The organism is Neisseria uirgultaei, from assembly GCF_962719845.1.
In the GTDB taxonomy this organism is placed as follows: domain Bacteria; phylum Pseudomonadota; class Gammaproteobacteria; order Burkholderiales; family Neisseriaceae; genus Neisseria; species Neisseria bergeri.
Map to the genome: position 1 here is coordinate 1 of NZ_CAUIYF010000009.1, position 17,738 is coordinate 17,738.

Genomic DNA, 17,738 nt, shown 5'->3' on the forward strand with positions numbered 1-17,738 from the left:
GGATAGGGAAGCCGCTGACACGGACAGGCCGCAATGCTAAAATATGCAAAGACAAACTCCCCGCGCCGATACAGAAATGCCATGCAATCAATCAATCAATCAATCAATAAAATTGTAGGCTTTGCCCGAACCTGCCGCAAGCCTGACGAAGTATTTGATTTTCTCACGCGCCACGCCGTCCCCTTCTCCCCCATCGGGGGGATGACCAACCAAAATATCCTGCTGGACCTACCCGGCGGGAAATTCGTCCTGCGCCTGCCCCATCCCGCCCGCGCCACCTTAATCGACCGGGAGCACGAGGCATTCAACAATGATTTGGCGTACCGCGCTGGTTTGAATGTGGAAACGCCTGTTTTGGATGTGCGAAGCGGAGTGAAGCTGACGCGTTATCTGGAAAACGGCGCGCCCTTAAATCAAACGCAACTGCAAGACGGACGCTGCCTGCGCCTGATTGCAGGCAACCTGCGTCGGCTGCACGGCGGAAACTTCGCCTTCCGCAACACATTCAATGCCTTTGACGCATTCCGCCGGTATTTCTCCTTATTGCAGGACAAGGATTTGTTCCTGAAGGCAGACGCGCGTATGGACAGGCTCGCGGATGCTTTTTGGCGGCTGGAAGGCGTATGCCGGAAACTGCCCCTGCACCCGTGCCACAATGATTTGGTACCGGAAAATATGCTGCTGCAGGGGGAGAGGCTGTTTTTTATCGATTGGGAGTATTCGGGTATGAACGACCCCTTGTTCGACCTTGCCGCCGTTATCGAGGAGGGGCGGATGCCGTCTGAAGCGACAGACTGCCTGCTGGAAGCCTATTTTGCCGGCGGGGCTTCAGACTGCATTTCGGCGCGGGACGCGGCGGCGCGCCTGACCATCCACCGGTTTTGCCAAAACGTGCTGTGGTTTTTGTGGACGAAGGTTAAAGAGGAACAGGGTGAAGATTTCGGCGGTTATGCGGCACGGCGGCTGGCTGCTGCGTTTGAACTGTCGGCGGTGCTGCCGTGATGCGCGGTTATCTGTTCGGAGCGGCCTCGGCGGTATTTTGGGCGGCTTCCGGCCTGTTGTTCGACCGTTTGCCGTTTGCGCGCGGCGCGGCATTCGGACAGATGGTTTTTTTGCTGTTTTTGATTGATTTGTGTTCTTTGTCGGCAGTGTGGGCGGGCTTGGGGAGCGGCGGGCGGCCGGGGTTTCGCGGCGTTTTTTGGCGGCCCGTGTTGTCGGGACTGCTCGGCGGGCCGGTCGGTATGTCGGCATACCTTTTGGGCATCCATTACCTGACGGTATATTACGCAGCGCCTTTATCGTCCCTGTTCCCCGTATTGGCGGCGGCTTTGTCGGCTTGGTTTTTAAAGGAACGCACGGGGGCGGCGGCGCGTGCCGGTTTCGCGCTGGCGGTACTCTCTTCGGCGGGCTTGGCTGCGGATGCGGGCGGACGGGGCGGACTGAACGCTTTGGGGTTGGTTTGTATCGCGGTGTGCGTTTCGGGCTGGTCGCTCGAGGTTGTTTTGTCTGCCCGGACGATGCGTACGCTCTCCGGCCTTCAGGTTTATTGTTTGCGCCTGTGCGGATCGGTATGCGGCTACCTGCTGATCCTTGTCTGCCTGTCTGCCCGGGGGTTTTCTTTAAACCCCTCCGATTTGTACGACGCGCGCATCATCGGCATCATTGCCTTCGGCGCGTTGTCTTATGCCTGTTATTATCAGGCGATTTATCTGTTGAAACCCCTCAAGGCGATGGCCTTGAACATCACCTATCCTGTTTGGGCGATGGTTTTGGGGTTCTTCGTTTACCGCCACCCGGTTCCGCCGTCCGCCATAATGTGGGCGGTTTTGTTGGGAACCGGCGCGGCATTGAGCCTGTGCGGGCGGAAAGGTGAAATATGAATGCCATTATTTTGGCGGCGGGGCTGGGCAGCCGCTTTAAAGAAATGACGCAAACCGTCCACAAAGCCCTTTTGGACATCTGCGGCACGCCCAACCTCGAAAGGACGCTGTCCTTCCTGCACGAAGCCGGCATAAGCAATATCGCCGTCGTAACCGGCCATTTGCACCGGCAATTCGATTATCTTCAAGAAAAATACGGCTGTATTTTGATTCACAACGAAAAATATCGGGAATACAACAGCATCTATTCCTTTTCGCTGGCGCGTGATTTTTTCAACGGCTGCTACGTCGTCGATGCCGACGTGGTGCTCGGACGCAATATTTTTTTAAACCGCCCGCGGCACAGCACCTATTTCACCGTCGTCCGCGCCCGCACGCACAACGAATGGCTGCCCGTTTCAGACGGCGCCGGACGGGTCGTCCGCATCGACATCGGTTCCCAATCCCGCCCCAGCCTGTCGGGCGTGTCTTACTGGACGGCGGAAGACTGCCGCACCGTCTTAAACCTGCTCGGGGCATACGCCGGCGCGGAACGCTTGGAAAACCCCAAACTCTATTGGGACAACATCCCGATGGAACACCTCGGCAAACTGGACATCCGCACCGAGCTGCTCGGCAGCGGCGACATATTTGAAATGGACGACCAAGAAGACTACCGCGCCATCTTGCGGCAACTCTCCCCCCTTAAAGAGCGGCAATGCTCCGACGCGCAAGGCGGCGCATAAAACACGCCCCTACCGTATTGCCCGAACAGGTTTGCCGCTACGGATGACGGCGTTTCAACCGGAAAGGAATTTAAATGAAAAAACTGACACTCAGGGAACAACAGCTTGTCTGCCTCGACATTTTGGACGATTTCCACGCCCTGTGCGAACGGCACGGCATCCGCTATTCGCTCGGCGGCGGCACACTGATCGGCGCGATACGCCACCAAGGCTTCATCCCTTGGGACGACGACATCGACGTTTATATGCACCGCGACGAATATCAAAAATTTGTCGGCGTTTGGCAAAAAACCGCGCACCCGCACTATTTTTTGGAAACCGCCGAAGACATCCGCGCCCGACATACCGGGGAAATGGCAAAAATCTTCGACCCGCGTGCAGAACTCATCGACGCATACGGCAAAAAAAGTCCTTTATTTATCGACATTTTCATTTATGACGGCGTGCCGGACGAGCCAAAAACCATTTTCCGTATGATGAAAAAACACCGCCGCATCAAGCTGCGCTTTTCTTCCTGCAAAAAAAGGTGGCTGAAAGCAAAAGAAGGCAGCCTGAAATACAAAATCCTCGGCAGCCTGAGCCGTTTCCTGTTCGACAAAATGACGCGCAACCTGCAACAGTTCCAAACCGCCTACCCGATTCGGGAATGCGGTTTCATCGGTTTGGTTTTGTCCGACTACGGCGGCTGGCGGAAATCCTATATGCCTAAAAAATATTTCGACAGCGTCGTCTATAAAACATTCGAGGGCAGGCAGTTTCAAGTGATGAACGGCTACCACGAACACCTGACGCAATATTACGGCGACTATATGCGGCTGCCGCCCGAAGAAGAACGGAAACCGCACCATACGTCCGAAGCATACCTGTTGTCCGAATGAGCGCGGCCGGCAGATTGTCATCCGTCCCCGATACGGATTAAAATGTCCGAATACATATCCGAACAAGAAAGGCTTTACATCATGAGCAGACCCGTACCCGCCGTATTCGGCAGCGTTTTTCACAGTCAAATGCCCGTCCTCGCCTACCGCGAAGGCAAATGGCAGCCGACCGAATGGCAATCTTCCCAAGACCTCTCCCTCGCACCGGGTGCGCACGCCCTGCACTACGGCAGCGAATGTTTCGAGGGACTGAAAGCTTTCCGTCAGGCAGACGGCAAAATCGTGCTGTTCCGTCCGACTGCCAATATCGCGCGCATGCAGCAAAGTGCGGACATTTTGCACCTGCCGCGCCCCGAAACCCAAGCTTATCTCGATGCTTTGGTTGAATTGGTTAAACGCGCTGCCGATGAAATTCCCGATGCGCCTGCCGCGCTGTACCTGCGCCCGACCTTAATCGGTACCGATCCCGTTATCGGCAAGGCCGGTTCTCCTTCCGAAACCGCCCTGCTGTATATTTTGGCTTCCCCCGTCGGCGACTATTTCAAAGTCGGCTCGCCCGTTAAAATCTTGGTGGAAACCGAACACATCCGCTGCGCCCCGCATATGGGCCGCGTCAAATGCGGCGGCAACTACGCTTCCGCCATGCACTGGGTGCTGAAGGCGAAAGCCGAATATGGCGCAAATCAAGTCCTGTTCTGCCCGAACGGCGACGTACAAGAAACCGGCGCGTCTAACTTTATCCTGATTAACGGCGATGAAATCATTACCAAACCGCTGACCGACGAGTTTTTGCACGGCGTAACCCGCGATTCCGTACTGACGGTTGCCAAAGATTTGGGCTATACCGTCAGCGAACGCAATTTCACGGTTGACGAACTCAAAGCTGCGGTGGAAAACGGTGCGGAAGCCATTTTGACCGGTACGGCAGCCGTCATCTCGCCCGTTACTTCCTTCGTCATCGGCGGCAAAGAAATCGAAGTGAAAAGCCAAGAACGCGGCTATGCCATCCGTAAGGCGATTACCGACATCCAGTATGGTTTGGCGGAAGACAAATACGGCTGGCTGGTTGAAGTGTGCTGATGCTTTAAATAAAAAATGCCGTCTGAAACCCGTTTGGCGTTTCAGACGGCATTTTCGCGTTCGGACCGTTTCCGCCGCGCCTGTAGCAAGTCAGCACAAAGGCAATCGGTTAAAACAAGCGTCCGCATTTCCCATCCCGCCTGCCGCAAGTCGGACATTTCTCTGGAAATACGCTTCAGACGGCAAACCGCCGCCCGAAACCGATATGCGGTACGGACGGCGCACGGATTTGAAAACGGCGGATTATCCCTCGGTGCTCAAGGCATTGATGCTGTAACCGCCGTCAACATAAGTAATTTCGCCGGTAATGCCGGACGACAGGTCAGATAGCAGGAAGGCGGCGGTATTGCCGACTTCTTCGATGGTAACGTTGCGGCGGAGGGGATTGTGGGCGGCGACGTGTCCCAAGAGTTTGCCGAAATCGGCGATGCCGGAGGCGGCAAGCGTTTTAATCGGGCCGGCGGAAATGCCGTTGCAGCGGATGCCTTCTTTGCCCAGGCAGGCGGCGGTAAAGCGGATGCCTGCCTCAAGGCTGGCTTTTGCCATACCCATCACGTTGTAGTTCGGAATCGCGCGCACCGCGCCCAAGTAGCTCAGGGCGACGATGGCGGAGTTTCTGCCGCGCATCATCGGACGGGCGGCTTTTGCCAATGCGGGCAGGCTGTATGCGGAAATTTCGTGTGCGGTGTTGAACGCTTCGCGGCTGATGCTGTCGAGGAAGTCGCCGCTCAAGGCTTCTTTCGGCGCGAAGCCGATGGAATGCACCAAACCGTCCAAGCCGTCCCAATGTTTGCCCAAATCGGCGAACACTTGGTTGATTTCGTCGTCGCTGGCGACATCGCAGCGGAATACGAGTTCAGAATCCAATTCCGCCGCCATTTTGCGGACGCGCTCTTCCAGTTTGTCCACAACGTAGGTAAACGCCAGTTCCGCGCCTTGTTCGCGGCAGGCTTTGGCGATGCCGTAAGCGATGGAACGCTCGGAAATCATGCCGGTAATCAGAATTTTTTTGCCTTGCAGAAAACCCATTTTGTATCCTTCAAATAGTGTTCGGTTCGTTCTAAACCGTTGATTATAGCAAATTGTCCCTGTTTCTGTGTTTTCACGTTGCAGCGTGCAAACGGCAATGCCGTCTGAAGCGGATTTCAGACGGCATTGGACGTTTCAAATACGGTTTAAGGCATCAGATGCCGCGCAACAATTCGTTCACGCTGGTTTTCGCACGGGTTTGCGCGTCCACGCGTTTGACGATGACGGCGCAGTAGAGGCTGTGGCTGCCGTCTTTGGAAGGCATGCTGCCGGACACGACGACCGAACCTGCCGGTACGCGGCCTTGGTAGATTTCGCCGGTAGTACGGTCAAAGATTTTGGTGGATTGGCCGATGAACACGCCCATCGAAATCACGCTGCCTTCTTCGACAATCACGCCCTCAACGATTTCAGAACGCGCACCGATGAAGCAGTTGTCTTCAATAATGGTCGGGGCGGCTTGCAGGGGTTCGAGTACGCCGCCGATGCCGACGCCGCCGCTCAAGTGGACGTTTTTACCGATTTGCGCGCAAGAGCCGACGGTCGCCCAAGTATCGACCATCGCACCTTCGTCAACGTATGCGCCGATGTTGACGTAAGACGGCATCAGCACGACATTTTTCGCCACAAAGCTGCCGCGTCGGGCAACCGCACCCGGAACTGCACGGAAACCTGCGCTGCGGAATTCGTCTTCAGACCAGTCGGCAAACTTGGTCGGCACTTTGTCAAAGTATTTGTTCACGCCGTCGTTGAGGACTTCGTTGTCTTGGATACGGAAGGACAGCAACACGGCTTTTTTCGCCCATTCGTTGACTTTCCACTCGCCCACGCCCAAGCGTTCGGCAACGCGCAGTTTGCCTGAGTCAAGTTGGCGGATGGTTTCCAACACGGCTTCTTTAACTTCGGGAGTAACGGTGGTTGGAGTGATGTCCGCGCGGTTTTCAAAGGCGGTTTCGATGATGTTTTGCAAAGACATAATGTTTCCTTATGTGAGATGTTTCGTGGGACGCTTGCCGGTATTTTCAGGCAGTATGTTCATTTGAAATGAATGCGCTATTGTGCCACGCAAACGCATATTCGTCAGCAATACGCGGGCGGTTGCCGAACATTGGCGTTTCGGAATCGGGCGGGCGGCGGGCTTATGCCTTTTTCCGCGCCCGAATCAATACAGAACGGCGGCGGCAGTACCTTTATGCCGCGCCGCCGCCTTTCAGACGGCATTCGCGGTAAAACGCCATCAGCCCTTCGGTCGAGGCATCGTGTACGGACGTGCCGCCTTCCAGTTCGCCGATGATGGTTTTTGCCAACTGTTTGCCGTACTCAACCCCCCACTGATCAAAGGGATTGATGTTCCAGATTACACCTTGTACAAAGGTTTTGTGTTCGTAAGCCGCCATCAGCATACCCAAATTGTAGGGCGTGAGGCGGTCGAGCAGGATGCTGTTGCTGGGGCGGTTGCCGGGGAACTCTTTGTGCGGCGCGAGACGTTCGCGTTCCGCTTCGGGCAAATCTGCCAGTTCGGCGCGTGCTTCGTCTAAGGTTTTGCCCTTCATCAAGGCTTCAGCCTGTGCAAAGGCGTTGGCAACAGTAAAACGGCTGCGTCCGTCCTCCACGCCCTGCGCCGTCACCGGGACGATAAAGTCGCAGGGAATCAGGCGCGTGCCTTGATGAAGCAGTTGGAAATAGGCGTGCTGGCAGTTGACCCCTTCACCGCCGAACACGATGCCGCCCGTTTTGCATACGGCGGGACTGCCGTCTGAAGCGCGGCTTTTGCCCAAACTCTCCATATCGAGCTGGTTCAGCCACGCCGGCAGCAGGCGCAGGTTGTGGCTGTACGGAACGGCGGTCTGCCCGTCCGCGTGCTGGAAATTGTTGTACCACACGGCAATCAGTGCCATTAAAACGGGGATATTATGACGCGTCGGCGTACTGAAAAAATGCCTGTCCATCGCGTGCGCCCCCGCCAACAATTCCCGAAAACACGCCCCACCGACAGCGACCATCACAGGAAGCCCGACAGGCGACCAGACGGAATAGCGTCCGCCCACCCAGTCGTACATCGCAAACACACGTTCCGCCGCAATGCCGAAACTTTGCGCCGCTTCCGTATCGGCAGATACCGCGCAAAAATGGCGTGCTGTTTCGGATTCCGGGAATCCCGCACCGCGATACCACGCCTTGACTGCCTGTGCATTGAGCAGGGTTTCGGGCGTTTTAAAGGACTTGCTGGCAACGCAAAACACCGCCGTTTCAGGGTTCAGACGGCATAAAACCGCATCCAGGCAGGCAGGATCGGCGTTGGCGGCAAAATGGACGGCGATATGCCGTCTGAACGGCTCGAGTGCCTGAACGCACATTGCCGGCCCGAGGTCGGATCCGCCTATGCCGATGTGGACAAAATCCGTAATCCGCCTTCCCGTCGCCCCCTTGTACGAACCGTCGTCCAAACTGTATGCAAACTTCAACGCACGATTTAACTCGCGGCGGATTTCGGGCAGCACATTTTTACCGTCCGCACAAACGGCATCCGCACCGTCGGGCAGGCGCAAAGCCGTATGCAGCGCGGCACGCCCCTCGCTGCCGTTGACTTTCGCACCCGTCCGCAAAGCACGCATTTTCCCTTCCAAATCCGCCGTCTCCGCAAGACGGCAGAGCAGTTGCAGCGTATCTTCGCCCAAACGGTTTTTGCTGTAATCGAACAACATCCCGTCCAAACGCTCATGCATACGCTCAAAACGGTCGGGTTCGGCAGCAAAACGGTCGCGCAAAAGGACATAACGCGTATCCTGATTGTGGCGTTCAAGCGCATGCCATGCACGGGTAAAAGCATCCATCTGTTTTCCTTGATTTTTCAGAACCGGATTAAAATGTAGCAGAATGTAGTTTAACAAACGGCAGCGGCTTTGGCGAATTACGGAAACACTACGCCCCGCTTTCAGACGGCAGCAGAATTGATTTTTATCAAGCAGGATACCGATGAAGGTGCAGGATGCAAAAAACTTGTGCTATTCTTTGTAATCGAATGAAAGACGGGGGTTATCGTCTGTAAGATACCTACAAGATGCCGCACGACGGCACGGTTGGCAAAAGAAAACGGCACACCGCTTCGCAAATTGTTGTTTCTTCCCATTTTCCTCAGGAGCAGGTCGATATGAAGGTTTCCCCACAAACGGCAATGACGCTTCGCCAAATCATGCTGATGAACTTCGGATTCTTCGGCATCCAATACAGCTTCGGTTTGCAGCAGACCGCCATCAACCCCATCTTCAGCTTTCTTCAGGCCGACCCCGCACAACTGCCCGTACTCAATATGGCGGGCCCGATTACCGGACTGCTCGTGCAGCCCATCATCGGCGCGATGTCCGACCGCACTTGGATACCCGGCCTGGGTCGCCGCCGTCCGTATTTCCTCATCGGCGCAATCGGGTGCAGCCTCTGCCTCTTCATCTATCCGCACGTTACCGCCCTGTGGGTCGCCGTCATGCTGCTCTGGCTGCTCGACATCAGCAACAACACCGCCATGGAACCCTTCCGCGCCTTCGTTGCCGACACCGTTCCCGAGAAACAGCAGCCTACCGGCTTTCTGATGCAGTCCGTGTTTACCGGATTGGGCATCACGCTGGCAAACGTCTCCCTCTACATCTTCCAACAAATCGGCTGGCTCAAACAAACCTCCGAAGCAGGCATCCCCTACTGGGTATTCGGTTCCTTCTACATCGGCGCGGCCTGTTCCATCGGCTCGGTGCTCATTACCATCCTCTCCACGCAGGAAAAAATGCCCACAGGCAAAGAAGCCGCCGAGTTGAAAGCCAAAACGGGCAATCCCTTGGGGGCAGTCAAAGACATCTTCGCCGCCATCAAAGAAATGCCCAAAACCCTGTGGCAGCTCGCCCTTGTGTACCTCTTCCAGTGGTACGCCCTCTTCATCTACTGGCAATACATCTCCCACAGCATCGTCCAATCCGTCTGGCACTCGACCGCCGCCGACAAAGCCGCCTACGAACAGGCAGTCGCCTGGACGGGTCTGGTCAACGGTTTCTACAACATCGTAACCTTCGTTTCCGCGTTCGGACTGATGTGGCTTGCACGCAAATACGCCGCCAAATACGTCCACGCCTTCGCCGTTTCCCTTGCTGCCGCCGCACTGTTGGCAATTCCCCACATTTCCGACAAATACCTCATGTTCGCACCCATGATCGGTTTCGGCGCAGGTTGGGCAAGTATGATGGGCGTGCCGTTCATGATTGTCGTCAACTCCATCCCCAAAGCGCGTTACGGCGTGTACATGGGCATCGTCAACATGATGATCGTCATCCCCATGCTGATCGAAACCGTAACCTTCGGCTGGGTTTACAACACCTTCCTCGGCGCAAACCCTGCCAACGCCATGACCTTCGCCGGCATTTTCCTCGCCGTCGCCGCCGTCCTGACGCTGGGCATCAAAACCAAAGGCAAACCGTCCGAATCCTGATACATCCGCCTGCCCCATGCCGTCTGAAGACAACCGTTTTCAGACGGCATCTTGTTTTCCGAACACCACAAAACACCCTCACACCGGTCTTTTAAAAATAAACGGGCATTCCGAAAAACTTCCTTACCGGTTAGAACGTACCTCTGAAAACAATAGATTTTTGGTTTATTCGAAAGGAGTACAGACCCTTCCAAATCAGGGCAATAAAGGGCTGCACCTTGTGTGCGGCACTGCATATTGAAACATTGCAGATGCATAGATGTCAGACAACCGTTTAATAAGGTATAATTGCACCCGATTCCGTCCCATTTGCACTCCGCAAACGGGCGGACGGCTGACCCTATATTATCGGAAAACACCGATACTGTTGTTTTAACAATATTTCTATACTTTATTCCAATTACTTTACGGGGCTAGAATATGGCTAAAAATGGGGGATTTTCTTTGTTCGCAAAGAAAGAAAAACGCTTTATCTTTGAAGGCAGGCATTCCGCCTCCGACAAACTGGTCAACGGCGAAGTATCCGCGTTTACCGAAGAAGAGGCGCGCAAAAAACTGGCCAAACGCGGCATCCGCCCGTTGCAGATTACCCGTGTGAAAACAAGCTCCAAGCGCAAAATCACACAAGAAGACATTACCGTCTTCACCCGCCAGTTGTCCACGATGATTAAAGCGGGCCTTCCGTTGATGCAGGCGTTTGAAATTGTGGCGCGCGGACACGGCAACCCGTCTATGACGGAAATGCTGATGGAAATCCGCAACAATGTGGAACAGGGCAGCACGTTGAGCCGCGCATTCTCCAACCACCCTAAATATTTCGACCGCTTCTACTGCAACCTGGTTGCGGCGGGCGAAACGGGCGGCGTGTTGGAAAGCCTGTTGGACAAATTGGCAGTTTACAAGGAAAAAACCCAGGCCATCCGCAAAAAGGTAAAAACCGCGCTGACCTATCCGGTATCCGTCATCGCCGTCGCCATCGGTTTGGTATTCGTGATGATGATTTTCGTACTGCCCGCCTTTAAAGAGGTTTACGCCAATATGGGCGCGGAGCTTCCCGCACTGACCCAAACAGTGATGGATATGTCCGACTTTTTCGTCTCATACGGCTGGATGGTGCTGATCGCACTCGGCTTTGCCATATACGGCTTCCTCAAATTGAAGGCGCGTTCGATTAAAATCCAACGGCGTATGGATGCCCTGCTGCTGCGTATGCCGATTTTCGGAGACATCGTCCGCAAAGGGACGATTGCCCGCTGGGGCAGGACGACGGCGACACTGATTGCGGCAGGCGTGCCTTTGGTCGATGTCTTGGACTCCACCGCCGGTGCGGCGGGCAATTTAATCTATGAAGAAGCCACCCGGGAAATCCGTACGCGCGTCATCCAAGGCCTGTCTATGACTTCGGGGATGCGTGCGACGGAACTGTTCCCCAATATGATGGTGCAGATGTCCTCCATCGGCGAGGAATCGGGTTCTTTGGACGATATGCTAAACAAAGCCGCCGAATTTTATGAAGACGAGGTGGACAATGCGGTCGGCAGGCTGTCCGCTATGATGGAGCCGATTATTATTGTGATTTTGGGCTTGGTCATCGGTACGCTTCTGGTCGCTATGTATCTGCCGTTGTTCAACTTGGGCAACGTGGTCGGCTGACCCGTCATACGGATCCGGCGCGGATTGATTCTGCGCCGGTTTGTTTTTGCTTTGAATATATCGAGGGCAAAATATGTTTGCTTTATCTGTACTGCCTCCGTTTGCCGTACCTTTGGCGGCGGTTTTGGGGCTGCTGGTCGGCAGCTTCCTGAATGTCGTCATTTACCGCGTGCCCGTTATGATGGAACGCGGCTGGACGGTATTTGCCAAAGAACATTTAAACCTGCCGCTGACCGACGAGGAAAGCCGTACCTTCAACCTGATGAAGCCGGATTCCTGCTGTCCGAAATGTCGCACACCGATACGCGCGTGGCAGAACATCCCGATTGTCAGCTACCTGCTCCTGCGCGGCAAATGCGCCTCCTGCCGCACAAAAATCAGCATACGTTATCCCTTAATCGAGCTGCTGACCGGCGTATTGTTCGGGCTGGTCGCCTGGCAATACGGCTGGTCTTGGATTACGCTGGGCGGATTGGTGCTGACTGCGTTTCTGATTTCCCTGACCTTTATCGATGCGGACACCCAATACCTGCCCGACTCGATGACATTACCCTTGATTTGGCTGGGGCTGATATTTAATTTGGACGGCGGCTTCGTGCCTTTGCAGTCTGCCGTTTTAGGTGCGGTTGCCGGCTATGGTTCGATATGGCTTTTATGCGCGGTATATAAACTGATTAAAGGCGAAACCGGTATGGGCAACGGAGATTTCAAACTGATTGCCGCATTGGGCGCGTGGCTCGGCATATCCGCATTGCCCGTGCTGATTTTTGTTTCCTCACTGATCGGTTTGATTGCGGCAATCGTTATGCGCATCGCCAAGGGGCAACATTTTGCCTTCGGTCCCGCACTGACAGTTTCGGGCTGGATAATTTTTACGGCAAACGATTCCGTATGGCGGGCGGTCAACTGGTGGCTGACCCATCCGGTGCTGTAAGATGACGGTATGGGTCGGGCTGACCGGAGGAATCGGCAGCGGCAAATCGGCAGCCGCGCAATGTTTTGCCGATTTGGGCGTGCCGCGCATCGATGCGGATGCGGCAGCGCACTCGCTGACGGCTTCAGACGGCATCGCCCTGCCGGAAATCAGGCGGCTGTTCGGCGACACCGTTTTCGACACACAGGGTTTGTTGCGGCGCGACATATTGCGTAAAGAAATCTTTGCCTCCCCATCGCGCAAAGCCTTGCTCGAATCCGTGATGTTGCCGCTGATTTTCTCAGAAATCAAAAAACAGCAAGAAACCTTTACCGATGCGACCTACGGCATTGTCGAAATCCCGCTGCTGACGGAAAAGCGTCAATTTATCAGCCTGATACGGCGTGTCCTGACCATAAGCGCACCTTTGGAAAAACGTATCGGCAGGGTGATGGCCCGCAGCGGGCTGACGCGCGGCGAAGTGGCGGACATCATCAGCCATCAGGCATCCGAATCCGAACGCCTGCTGCTTGCAGACGATGTGCTGCTCAATGACGGCAACCTCAAAAGCCTGCGTGAGAAAACAATGCGCCTGCACGCGTTTTATTCAGGGATTTTCGCCTCAAAACCAACACAAGGAAAACACAATGGCTGAATCGCGGCAAACACGCCTTCAAGTCAAATGTCCGACCTGTCAAACGGCAGTAATATGGGAACCGGAAAACGCATTCCGCCCATTCTGTTCGCAACGCTGCAAACTGATCGACTTGGGCGGATGGGCAGACGGGAAATATACAGTTTCCGGCCAAACGGAAAGTTTGCCGGAAATATCCGAACCCGACGGGGCATACCGCTGACCGCCCCGCCTTCCCGGCAATCACCCTGAAAGTCAAATGCCGTCTGAAACAAACACGCTTCAGACGGCATTTTCATTCTCAAACCTAATCGTTGGTATTTGCCGTTACCTCTTCCAATGAAGTAATGCCCTGCATAACTTTCAACAAACCGGCCCGGCGCAAATCCACCATACCCTCCTTATAGGCAACGTCCAAAATATCCACTTCCGTACCGTTGTTCATAATCACACGCTGCATTTCTTCGCTGATGGGCATAACCTCATACACGCCCGCACGCCCCTTATAACCCTGCCCCCGGCAACGGTCGCAACCGACGGCGCGGTAAAGTTTCCAATCTTTTGCAAGATCCTCATCGGTGAAACCGACTTCCTTCAAAGCAGAGGCAGACGGGCGTTCCACTTCCTGTTTGCAGCTCGAACACAGCCTGCGTAAAAGACGCTGCGCCATAATCAGGCTGACCGAACTGGCAATATTAAACGGCGCGACACCCATATTCAGCATACGCGACAACGTCGCCGGCGCATTATTGGTGTGCAGGGTGGAAAACACCATATGCCCTGTTTGTGCCGCCTTAATCGCAATATCGGCAGTTTCCAAATCACGAATCTCACCGACCATAATGATGTCCGGATCCTGACGCAGGAAAGACTTCAAAGCAGCGGCAAAAGTCAGCCCCTGCTTCTCATTGACGTTAACCTGATTGATGCCCGGCAGGTTAATCTCGGCAGGGTCTTCCGCCGTTGCAATATTTACCGACTCCGTATTCAAAATATTCAAACAGGTATAGAGCGACACCGTCTTACCCGAACCCGTCGGACCGGTTACCAGCACCATCCCGTAAGGACGGTGAATCGCTTCCAACAACAATTTTTTCTGAAACGGCTCAAAACCGAGCTGGTCGATGTTCAAAGACGCGGCATCGGAATTCAAAATCCGCATCACGACCTTTTCGCCAAACAGCGTCGGCAATGTGCTGACACGGAAATCGATAGGCTTGCCGCCCTTTTGAAAGGTCAGCTGCATCCTGCCGTCCTGCGGTATCCGTTTTTCGGAAATGTCCAAACGCGACATCACCTTAATCCGGGAAGCAAGCTGCCCCCTTACCGCAATGGGCGGCTGAACCACCTCGCGGAGCTGCCCATCCACACGGAAACGGATACGGGCATTGTGTTCGTAAAACTCAAAATGGATGTCTGATGCCCCGCTGCGCAAGGCATCAGACAAAGTTTTATGGATAAACCTCGGAACAGGGCCGTCCTCAGCCTCCTCATTGTCGATATACAGGGTGTGGCTTTCCTCTTCCTCCTGCTCCTCTCCAAGCTCCTGAAGCAGCGATGTCGAACGCGAACCCACCCAATCGAGCAAACCCGCCAACTGGTCATCCTCGACAATGACCAACTCAACCGCAATCCCTGCGGCAGAAACGGTTTTCTGAATTTGCGGCATCTGGGTCGGATCGGAAACCGCAAAAAATACTTTGTTGTCCCGACGGAAAACCGGCACACAGTGGAACTCCACCATCTGCTCCTCCGTCAACACCCCCATCAGCACCCTATGGCGCGGATAATGGCGCAAATCAAGAACCGAATAACTGAACACCCTCGCAATCAATGCCGCAAGCGACTTGGGCGAAATGACGCCGTCTGAAAACAGCATCGGCAATACTTCTTTACCCGCCTGCGACTCCTTGTAGTAATGCTCGGCCTGCTCAACAGTAACCACCTGGTTTTGAACCAGAATCCTCAGCAAACCTACGCTCATACGACCTTATCCCCAAACTTATTCATTGTTATACCAATATGACTTTTGTCATTGAATATTATCGGCGAACAGATTATCAAAAAAACAACCGCCTTGCAAATTCGGCATATTTCCATATATCCCGGCAAACGGACGGCATACGCCTCTCCTCCCTTATATATTGCGCCCCATCAAAGGGGGCATTACTTTTTTAACCATCCCCGTTGACAGCCGAGTAAAAAGGTTTTATGCCATCATCAAAATTAATATTTTCTTCTTCTGCCATATCATCCACATTAAAAAATGCGCCCCAAAACCCCCCGTTTCCCGGCAAAAAAGTTCCCGTACAACGCAAAAAGCCTTTCATATCGCTGAAAGGCTTGTTTTACTTTGGTTTGTTACCGCCGATTGTTACACATTGCATCGGCTTGAAACCCCATTTTAGGGATTCTGCCTCGCCAACAGGAATCGAACCTGTATTTTACGCTTAGGAGGCATACGTTCTATCCGTTGAACTATGGCGAGCCAAAATGAAGATGGGGATTTTAACCCTTTCCGACGACAAAAGACAAGATGCCGGCCGCAATCAGCGGCCCGACAGGAATGCCGCCCATAAATGCCACCCCGATAACCGTCCCGATTAACAGCCCTGTAATTAAAACAGGCTGCTGTCCCATCAGAGGCACGCCGCGCCCGGCCAGCCAAGCCACGAAAATACCGATAAAAACGGCGGATATCATTTTAAAATTCAAAAATTCGGCAACAGGAGGAACCTGCGCCTTTCCTGAAACCAACGGACTCAAAACCCCTATGGTCAAAAGAATGATACCGAGATTCAATCCGTGCTTCTCGACCAACGGGACAAACTGTACCAATGCCGTCTGCTGCATCAGCAGCAATATGGTTGCCGAGATGGTAATCGAATTGTTGTTGCTGACCACACCCAACAGAATCAGCGTAACCAGAAACAAGGGAACAAAACTGAAATTCATCGGTTACGACACCCTGACCAAAGATTCCTTCGCCAGCTGAATCATGGCATCTTTCACTTCGCTGTCGGGCAGGGCATCCAAGGCGGCAACGGCACAATCGACTGCTTTGCGCGCCTCGCCTATTGAATATGCCAAAGCATCCGAACGGACGACATAATCGTGGATTTTCTCAAAATAGCTGCGATCTGCATTTTTCAAAGCAGTACGCACATCGTTCGCAACCTGTTCGGAACCCTGACGCATCAGATAAATTAAAGGCAGGGTCGGTTTTCCTTCTGCCAAATCGTCGCCGACGTTTTTGCCGGTTTCTTCGGTTTCCCCCGAATAATCCAGCACATCGTCAATAATTTGGAATGCCGTACCGACATACATACCGTAGTCTTTCAAGGCCTGTTCGTGTTCGGGGGAAGCCTTGCCCAAAATTGCGCCGACTTGAGCGGCAGCTTCAAACAGTTTGGCCGTTTTATATTGGATGACTTGGATATATTGTTCTTCGGTAATGTCCGTATTGCCGATGTTCATCAACTGCATGACTTCGCCCTCGGCAATAATGTTGGTTGCATCCGCCATCACTTCCAAAACGCGCATACTGCCCGAGGCAACCATCAGTTGAAAGGCGCGCGTGTATAAAAAGTCGCCAACCAACACTGCCGCCGCATTGCCGAACAGATTGTTTGCCGTTGCCCGCCCACGGCGCAAATCACTTTCATCGACCACATCATCATGCAGCAGCGTCGAAGTGTGGATAAACTCGACCATCGCCGCCAGCGAATATAGTTTCTCATCATCATAACCGACCGCCTTACCCGCCAAAATCGTCATAATCGGACGCAGGCGTTTGCCGCCCGCGCTGATGATATATGTACCGATTTGCGAAATCAGTGCGACATCGGATTGCACCGCACGATTGATGACTTCATTGACTTTGGCAAGGTCTTCAGGCAGATGTCGCTGAAAATAGGGCAGATTCTCGAGCATGGCAGACTCTCAGGTTTACGCTTCCATCAAACGGCAAATACCGCTTGAAAGCTGATTCAAATAGCGGGCAATTATATCAGCAAAGCCATCAGGGTACATCTTTTCAGACGGCATATGGTTATCCGAACCGCGCAAACTTTGACAAAACAGGCAAATAACAATACAATGCCGAATTTCGCACAATGGTGTGCGGATATTAACCATAACCCTTAATGGAGTTGAGTATGTACGCGGTCGTAAAAACCGGCGGCAAACAGTATAAAGTTTCCGTCGGCGAAAAATTGAAAGTAGAACAGATACCAGCCGAACTCGACAGCCAAATCGAACTGACCGAAGTTTTGATGATTGCTGACGGCGAATCTGTAAAAGTTGGCGCACCCTTTATCGAAGGTGCAAAAGTAACAGCTAAAGTAGTGGCACACGGCTGTGGCGAAAAAGTCCGCATTTTCAAAATGCGCCGCCGCAAACACTACCAAAAACGCCAAGGCCACCGCCAAAATTTCACCCAAATCGAAATCGTGGCAATCGCCTAACCTTAAAAC

19 protein-coding genes and 1 tRNA gene are annotated in these 17,738 nt (G+C 53.7%); 12 read left to right on the forward strand and 8 right to left on the reverse strand.

What is annotated here, in order from left to right; all coding sequences use genetic code 11:
- Positions 1-81: 81 nt before the first annotated feature.
- The 5 genes from Q9J32_RS06685 to ilvE all read left to right on the forward strand — a co-directional run bounded on the left by Q9J32_RS06685 (position 82) and on the right by ilvE (position 4,563).
- A complete protein-coding gene (locus tag Q9J32_RS06685) occupies positions 82-1,002 on the forward strand; it encodes a choline kinase family protein (protein WP_301885580.1) in 921 nt (306 codons plus the stop codon).
- Positions 1,002-1,880: a DMT family transporter gene (locus tag Q9J32_RS06690; protein WP_301672803.1), complete on the forward strand. Its 879-nt coding sequence runs from the start codon at positions 1,002-1,004 to the stop codon at positions 1,878-1,880. Before Q9J32_RS06685 ends, Q9J32_RS06690 begins: the two co-directional genes overlap by 1 nt.
- Positions 1,877-2,605, forward strand: a complete 729-nt coding sequence (locus Q9J32_RS06695; RefSeq protein ID WP_301885581.1) for an NTP transferase domain-containing protein — start codon at positions 1,877-1,879, stop codon at positions 2,603-2,605. Before Q9J32_RS06690 ends, Q9J32_RS06695 begins: the two co-directional genes overlap by 4 nt.
- Before the next feature lie 74 nt (positions 2,606-2,679).
- Entirely contained in the window at positions 2,680-3,483 is an 804-nt protein-coding gene (locus Q9J32_RS06700) for a LicD family protein (protein WP_301885583.1), read from the forward strand.
- Between the two features lie 81 nt (positions 3,484-3,564).
- Entirely contained in the window at positions 3,565-4,563 is a 999-nt protein-coding gene (gene ilvE / locus Q9J32_RS06705) for a branched-chain-amino-acid transaminase (protein ID WP_196979304.1), read from the forward strand.
- A gap of 243 nt (positions 4,564-4,806) precedes the next feature.
- Here ilvE and fabI read toward each other — a convergent pair whose 3' ends face one another.
- The 3 genes from fabI to pgi form a co-directional block, all read right to left on the reverse strand.
- A complete protein-coding gene (gene fabI, locus Q9J32_RS06710; protein ID WP_002223367.1) occupies positions 4,807-5,592 on the reverse strand; it encodes an enoyl-ACP reductase FabI in 786 nt (261 codons plus the stop codon).
- Positions 5,593-5,746: 154 nt separating this feature from the next.
- Entirely contained in the window at positions 5,747-6,568 is an 822-nt protein-coding gene (gene dapD / locus Q9J32_RS06715) for a 2,3,4,5-tetrahydropyridine-2,6-dicarboxylate N-succinyltransferase (RefSeq protein WP_301885585.1), read from the reverse strand.
- A gap of 214 nt (positions 6,569-6,782) precedes the next feature.
- Positions 6,783-8,426 carry a glucose-6-phosphate isomerase gene (pgi, locus tag Q9J32_RS06720; protein ID WP_304666849.1) on the reverse strand — a complete coding sequence of 548 codons (1,644 nt, stop codon included), beginning with the start codon at positions 8,424-8,426 and terminating at the stop codon, positions 6,783-6,785.
- A 317-nt stretch (positions 8,427-8,743) separates the two neighbouring features.
- On the opposite strand from pgi, the gene Q9J32_RS06725 reads away from it, so the two are divergent.
- The 6 genes from Q9J32_RS06725 (at position 8,744) to Q9J32_RS06750 (ending at position 13,486) form a co-directional block, all read left to right on the forward strand.
- Positions 8,744-10,063 (forward strand): MFS transporter, encoded by a 1,320-nt coding sequence (locus Q9J32_RS06725; RefSeq protein ID WP_301885588.1) that lies wholly within the window; start codon positions 8,744-8,746, stop codon positions 10,061-10,063.
- A 16-nt stretch (positions 10,064-10,079) separates the two neighbouring features.
- Positions 10,080-10,304, forward strand: a complete 225-nt coding sequence (locus tag Q9J32_RS06730) for a hypothetical protein (protein ID WP_301885589.1) — start codon at positions 10,080-10,082, stop codon at positions 10,302-10,304.
- 179 nt (positions 10,305-10,483) lie between these two features.
- Positions 10,484-11,716 carry a type 4 pilus assembly protein PilG gene (gene pilG / locus Q9J32_RS06735; RefSeq protein ID WP_107819070.1) on the forward strand — a complete coding sequence of 411 codons (1,233 nt, stop codon included), beginning with the start codon at positions 10,484-10,486 and terminating at the stop codon, positions 11,714-11,716.
- A gap of 73 nt (positions 11,717-11,789) precedes the next feature.
- Positions 11,790-12,650: a prepilin peptidase gene (locus Q9J32_RS06740; RefSeq protein WP_301885590.1), complete on the forward strand. Its 861-nt coding sequence runs from the start codon at positions 11,790-11,792 to the stop codon at positions 12,648-12,650.
- Between the two features lies 1 nt (position 12,651).
- Positions 12,652-13,284, forward strand: a complete 633-nt coding sequence (gene coaE, locus Q9J32_RS06745) for a dephospho-CoA kinase (protein ID WP_301885592.1) — start codon at positions 12,652-12,654, stop codon at positions 13,282-13,284.
- On the forward strand, positions 13,277-13,486 hold the full coding sequence (locus Q9J32_RS06750; protein ID WP_301885593.1) for a DNA gyrase inhibitor YacG: 210 nt from the start codon (positions 13,277-13,279) through the stop codon (positions 13,484-13,486). The genes coaE and Q9J32_RS06750 overlap by 8 nt, the downstream gene beginning before the upstream one ends.
- Before the next feature lie 84 nt (positions 13,487-13,570).
- On the opposite strand, the gene pilB is transcribed toward Q9J32_RS06750, so the two are convergent.
- The 5 genes from pilB to ispB form a co-directional block, all read right to left on the reverse strand.
- A complete protein-coding gene (pilB, locus tag Q9J32_RS06755; RefSeq protein ID WP_118792469.1) occupies positions 13,571-15,247 on the reverse strand; it encodes a type IV-A pilus assembly ATPase PilB in 1,677 nt (558 codons plus the stop codon).
- 190 nt (positions 15,248-15,437) lie between these two features.
- Positions 15,438-15,593, reverse strand: coding sequence for a hypothetical protein (locus Q9J32_RS06760; protein ID WP_301885594.1), 156 nt, complete (start codon positions 15,591-15,593; stop codon positions 15,438-15,440).
- Positions 15,594-15,679: 86 nt separating this feature from the next.
- Positions 15,680-15,751, reverse strand: a tRNA-Arg gene (locus Q9J32_RS06765).
- A gap of 20 nt (positions 15,752-15,771) precedes the next feature.
- Positions 15,772-16,218 carry a DUF441 domain-containing protein gene (locus Q9J32_RS06770; protein ID WP_002220271.1) on the reverse strand — a complete coding sequence of 149 codons (447 nt, stop codon included), beginning with the start codon at positions 16,216-16,218 and terminating at the stop codon, positions 15,772-15,774.
- A gap of 3 nt (positions 16,219-16,221) precedes the next feature.
- Entirely contained in the window at positions 16,222-17,196 is a 975-nt protein-coding gene (ispB, locus tag Q9J32_RS06775; protein ID WP_301885595.1) for an octaprenyl diphosphate synthase, read from the reverse strand.
- Positions 17,197-17,420: 224 nt separating this feature from the next.
- Between ispB and rplU the strand changes: the two genes are divergently transcribed.
- Positions 17,421-17,729 (forward strand): 50S ribosomal protein L21, encoded by a 309-nt coding sequence (gene rplU / locus Q9J32_RS06780; RefSeq protein WP_304675382.1) that lies wholly within the window; start codon positions 17,421-17,423, stop codon positions 17,727-17,729.
- Positions 17,730-17,738 lie beyond the last annotated feature (9 nt).

Bases quoted from the DNA above. Each gene is read 5' to 3' on its own strand.
- pilB (WP_118792469.1), bottom strand. From the start codon at position 15,247: ATGAGCGTAGGTTTGCTGAGGATTCTGGTTCAAAACCAGGTGGTTACT.
- fabI (WP_002223367.1), bottom strand. From the start codon at position 5,592: ATGGGTTTTCTGCAAGGCAAAAAAATTCTGATTACCGGCATGATTTCC.
- ilvE (WP_196979304.1), top strand. From the start codon at position 3,565: ATGAGCAGACCCGTACCCGCCGTATTCGGCAGCGTTTTTCACAGTCAA.
- Q9J32_RS06770 (WP_002220271.1), bottom strand. From the start codon at position 16,218: ATGAATTTCAGTTTTGTTCCCTTGTTTCTGGTTACGCTGATTCTGTTG.
- pgi (WP_304666849.1), bottom strand. From the start codon at position 8,426: ATGGATGCTTTTACCCGTGCATGGCATGCGCTTGAACGCCACAATCAG.
- dapD (WP_301885585.1), bottom strand. From the start codon at position 6,568: ATGTCTTTGCAAAACATCATCGAAACCGCCTTTGAAAACCGCGCGGAC.
- ispB (WP_301885595.1), bottom strand. From the start codon at position 17,196: ATGCTCGAGAATCTGCCCTATTTTCAGCGACATCTGCCTGAAGACCTT.
- rplU (WP_304675382.1), top strand. From the start codon at position 17,421: ATGTACGCGGTCGTAAAAACCGGCGGCAAACAGTATAAAGTTTCCGTC.
- Q9J32_RS06700 (WP_301885583.1), top strand. From the start codon at position 2,680: ATGAAAAAACTGACACTCAGGGAACAACAGCTTGTCTGCCTCGACATT.
- coaE (WP_301885592.1), top strand. From the start codon at position 12,652: ATGACGGTATGGGTCGGGCTGACCGGAGGAATCGGCAGCGGCAAATCG.
- Q9J32_RS06760 (WP_301885594.1), bottom strand. From the start codon at position 15,593: ATGAAAGGCTTTTTGCGTTGTACGGGAACTTTTTTGCCGGGAAACGGG.
- Q9J32_RS06750 (WP_301885593.1), top strand. From the start codon at position 13,277: ATGGCTGAATCGCGGCAAACACGCCTTCAAGTCAAATGTCCGACCTGT.
- Q9J32_RS06685 (WP_301885580.1), top strand. From the start codon at position 82: ATGCAATCAATCAATCAATCAATCAATAAAATTGTAGGCTTTGCCCGA.
- Q9J32_RS06730 (WP_301885589.1), top strand. From the start codon at position 10,080: ATGCCGTCTGAAGACAACCGTTTTCAGACGGCATCTTGTTTTCCGAAC.
- Q9J32_RS06695 (WP_301885581.1), top strand. From the start codon at position 1,877: ATGAATGCCATTATTTTGGCGGCGGGGCTGGGCAGCCGCTTTAAAGAA.
- Q9J32_RS06725 (WP_301885588.1), top strand. From the start codon at position 8,744: ATGAAGGTTTCCCCACAAACGGCAATGACGCTTCGCCAAATCATGCTG.
- Q9J32_RS06740 (WP_301885590.1), top strand. From the start codon at position 11,790: ATGTTTGCTTTATCTGTACTGCCTCCGTTTGCCGTACCTTTGGCGGCG.
- Q9J32_RS06690 (WP_301672803.1), top strand. From the start codon at position 1,002: ATGCGCGGTTATCTGTTCGGAGCGGCCTCGGCGGTATTTTGGGCGGCT.
- pilG (WP_107819070.1), top strand. From the start codon at position 10,484: ATGGCTAAAAATGGGGGATTTTCTTTGTTCGCAAAGAAAGAAAAACGC.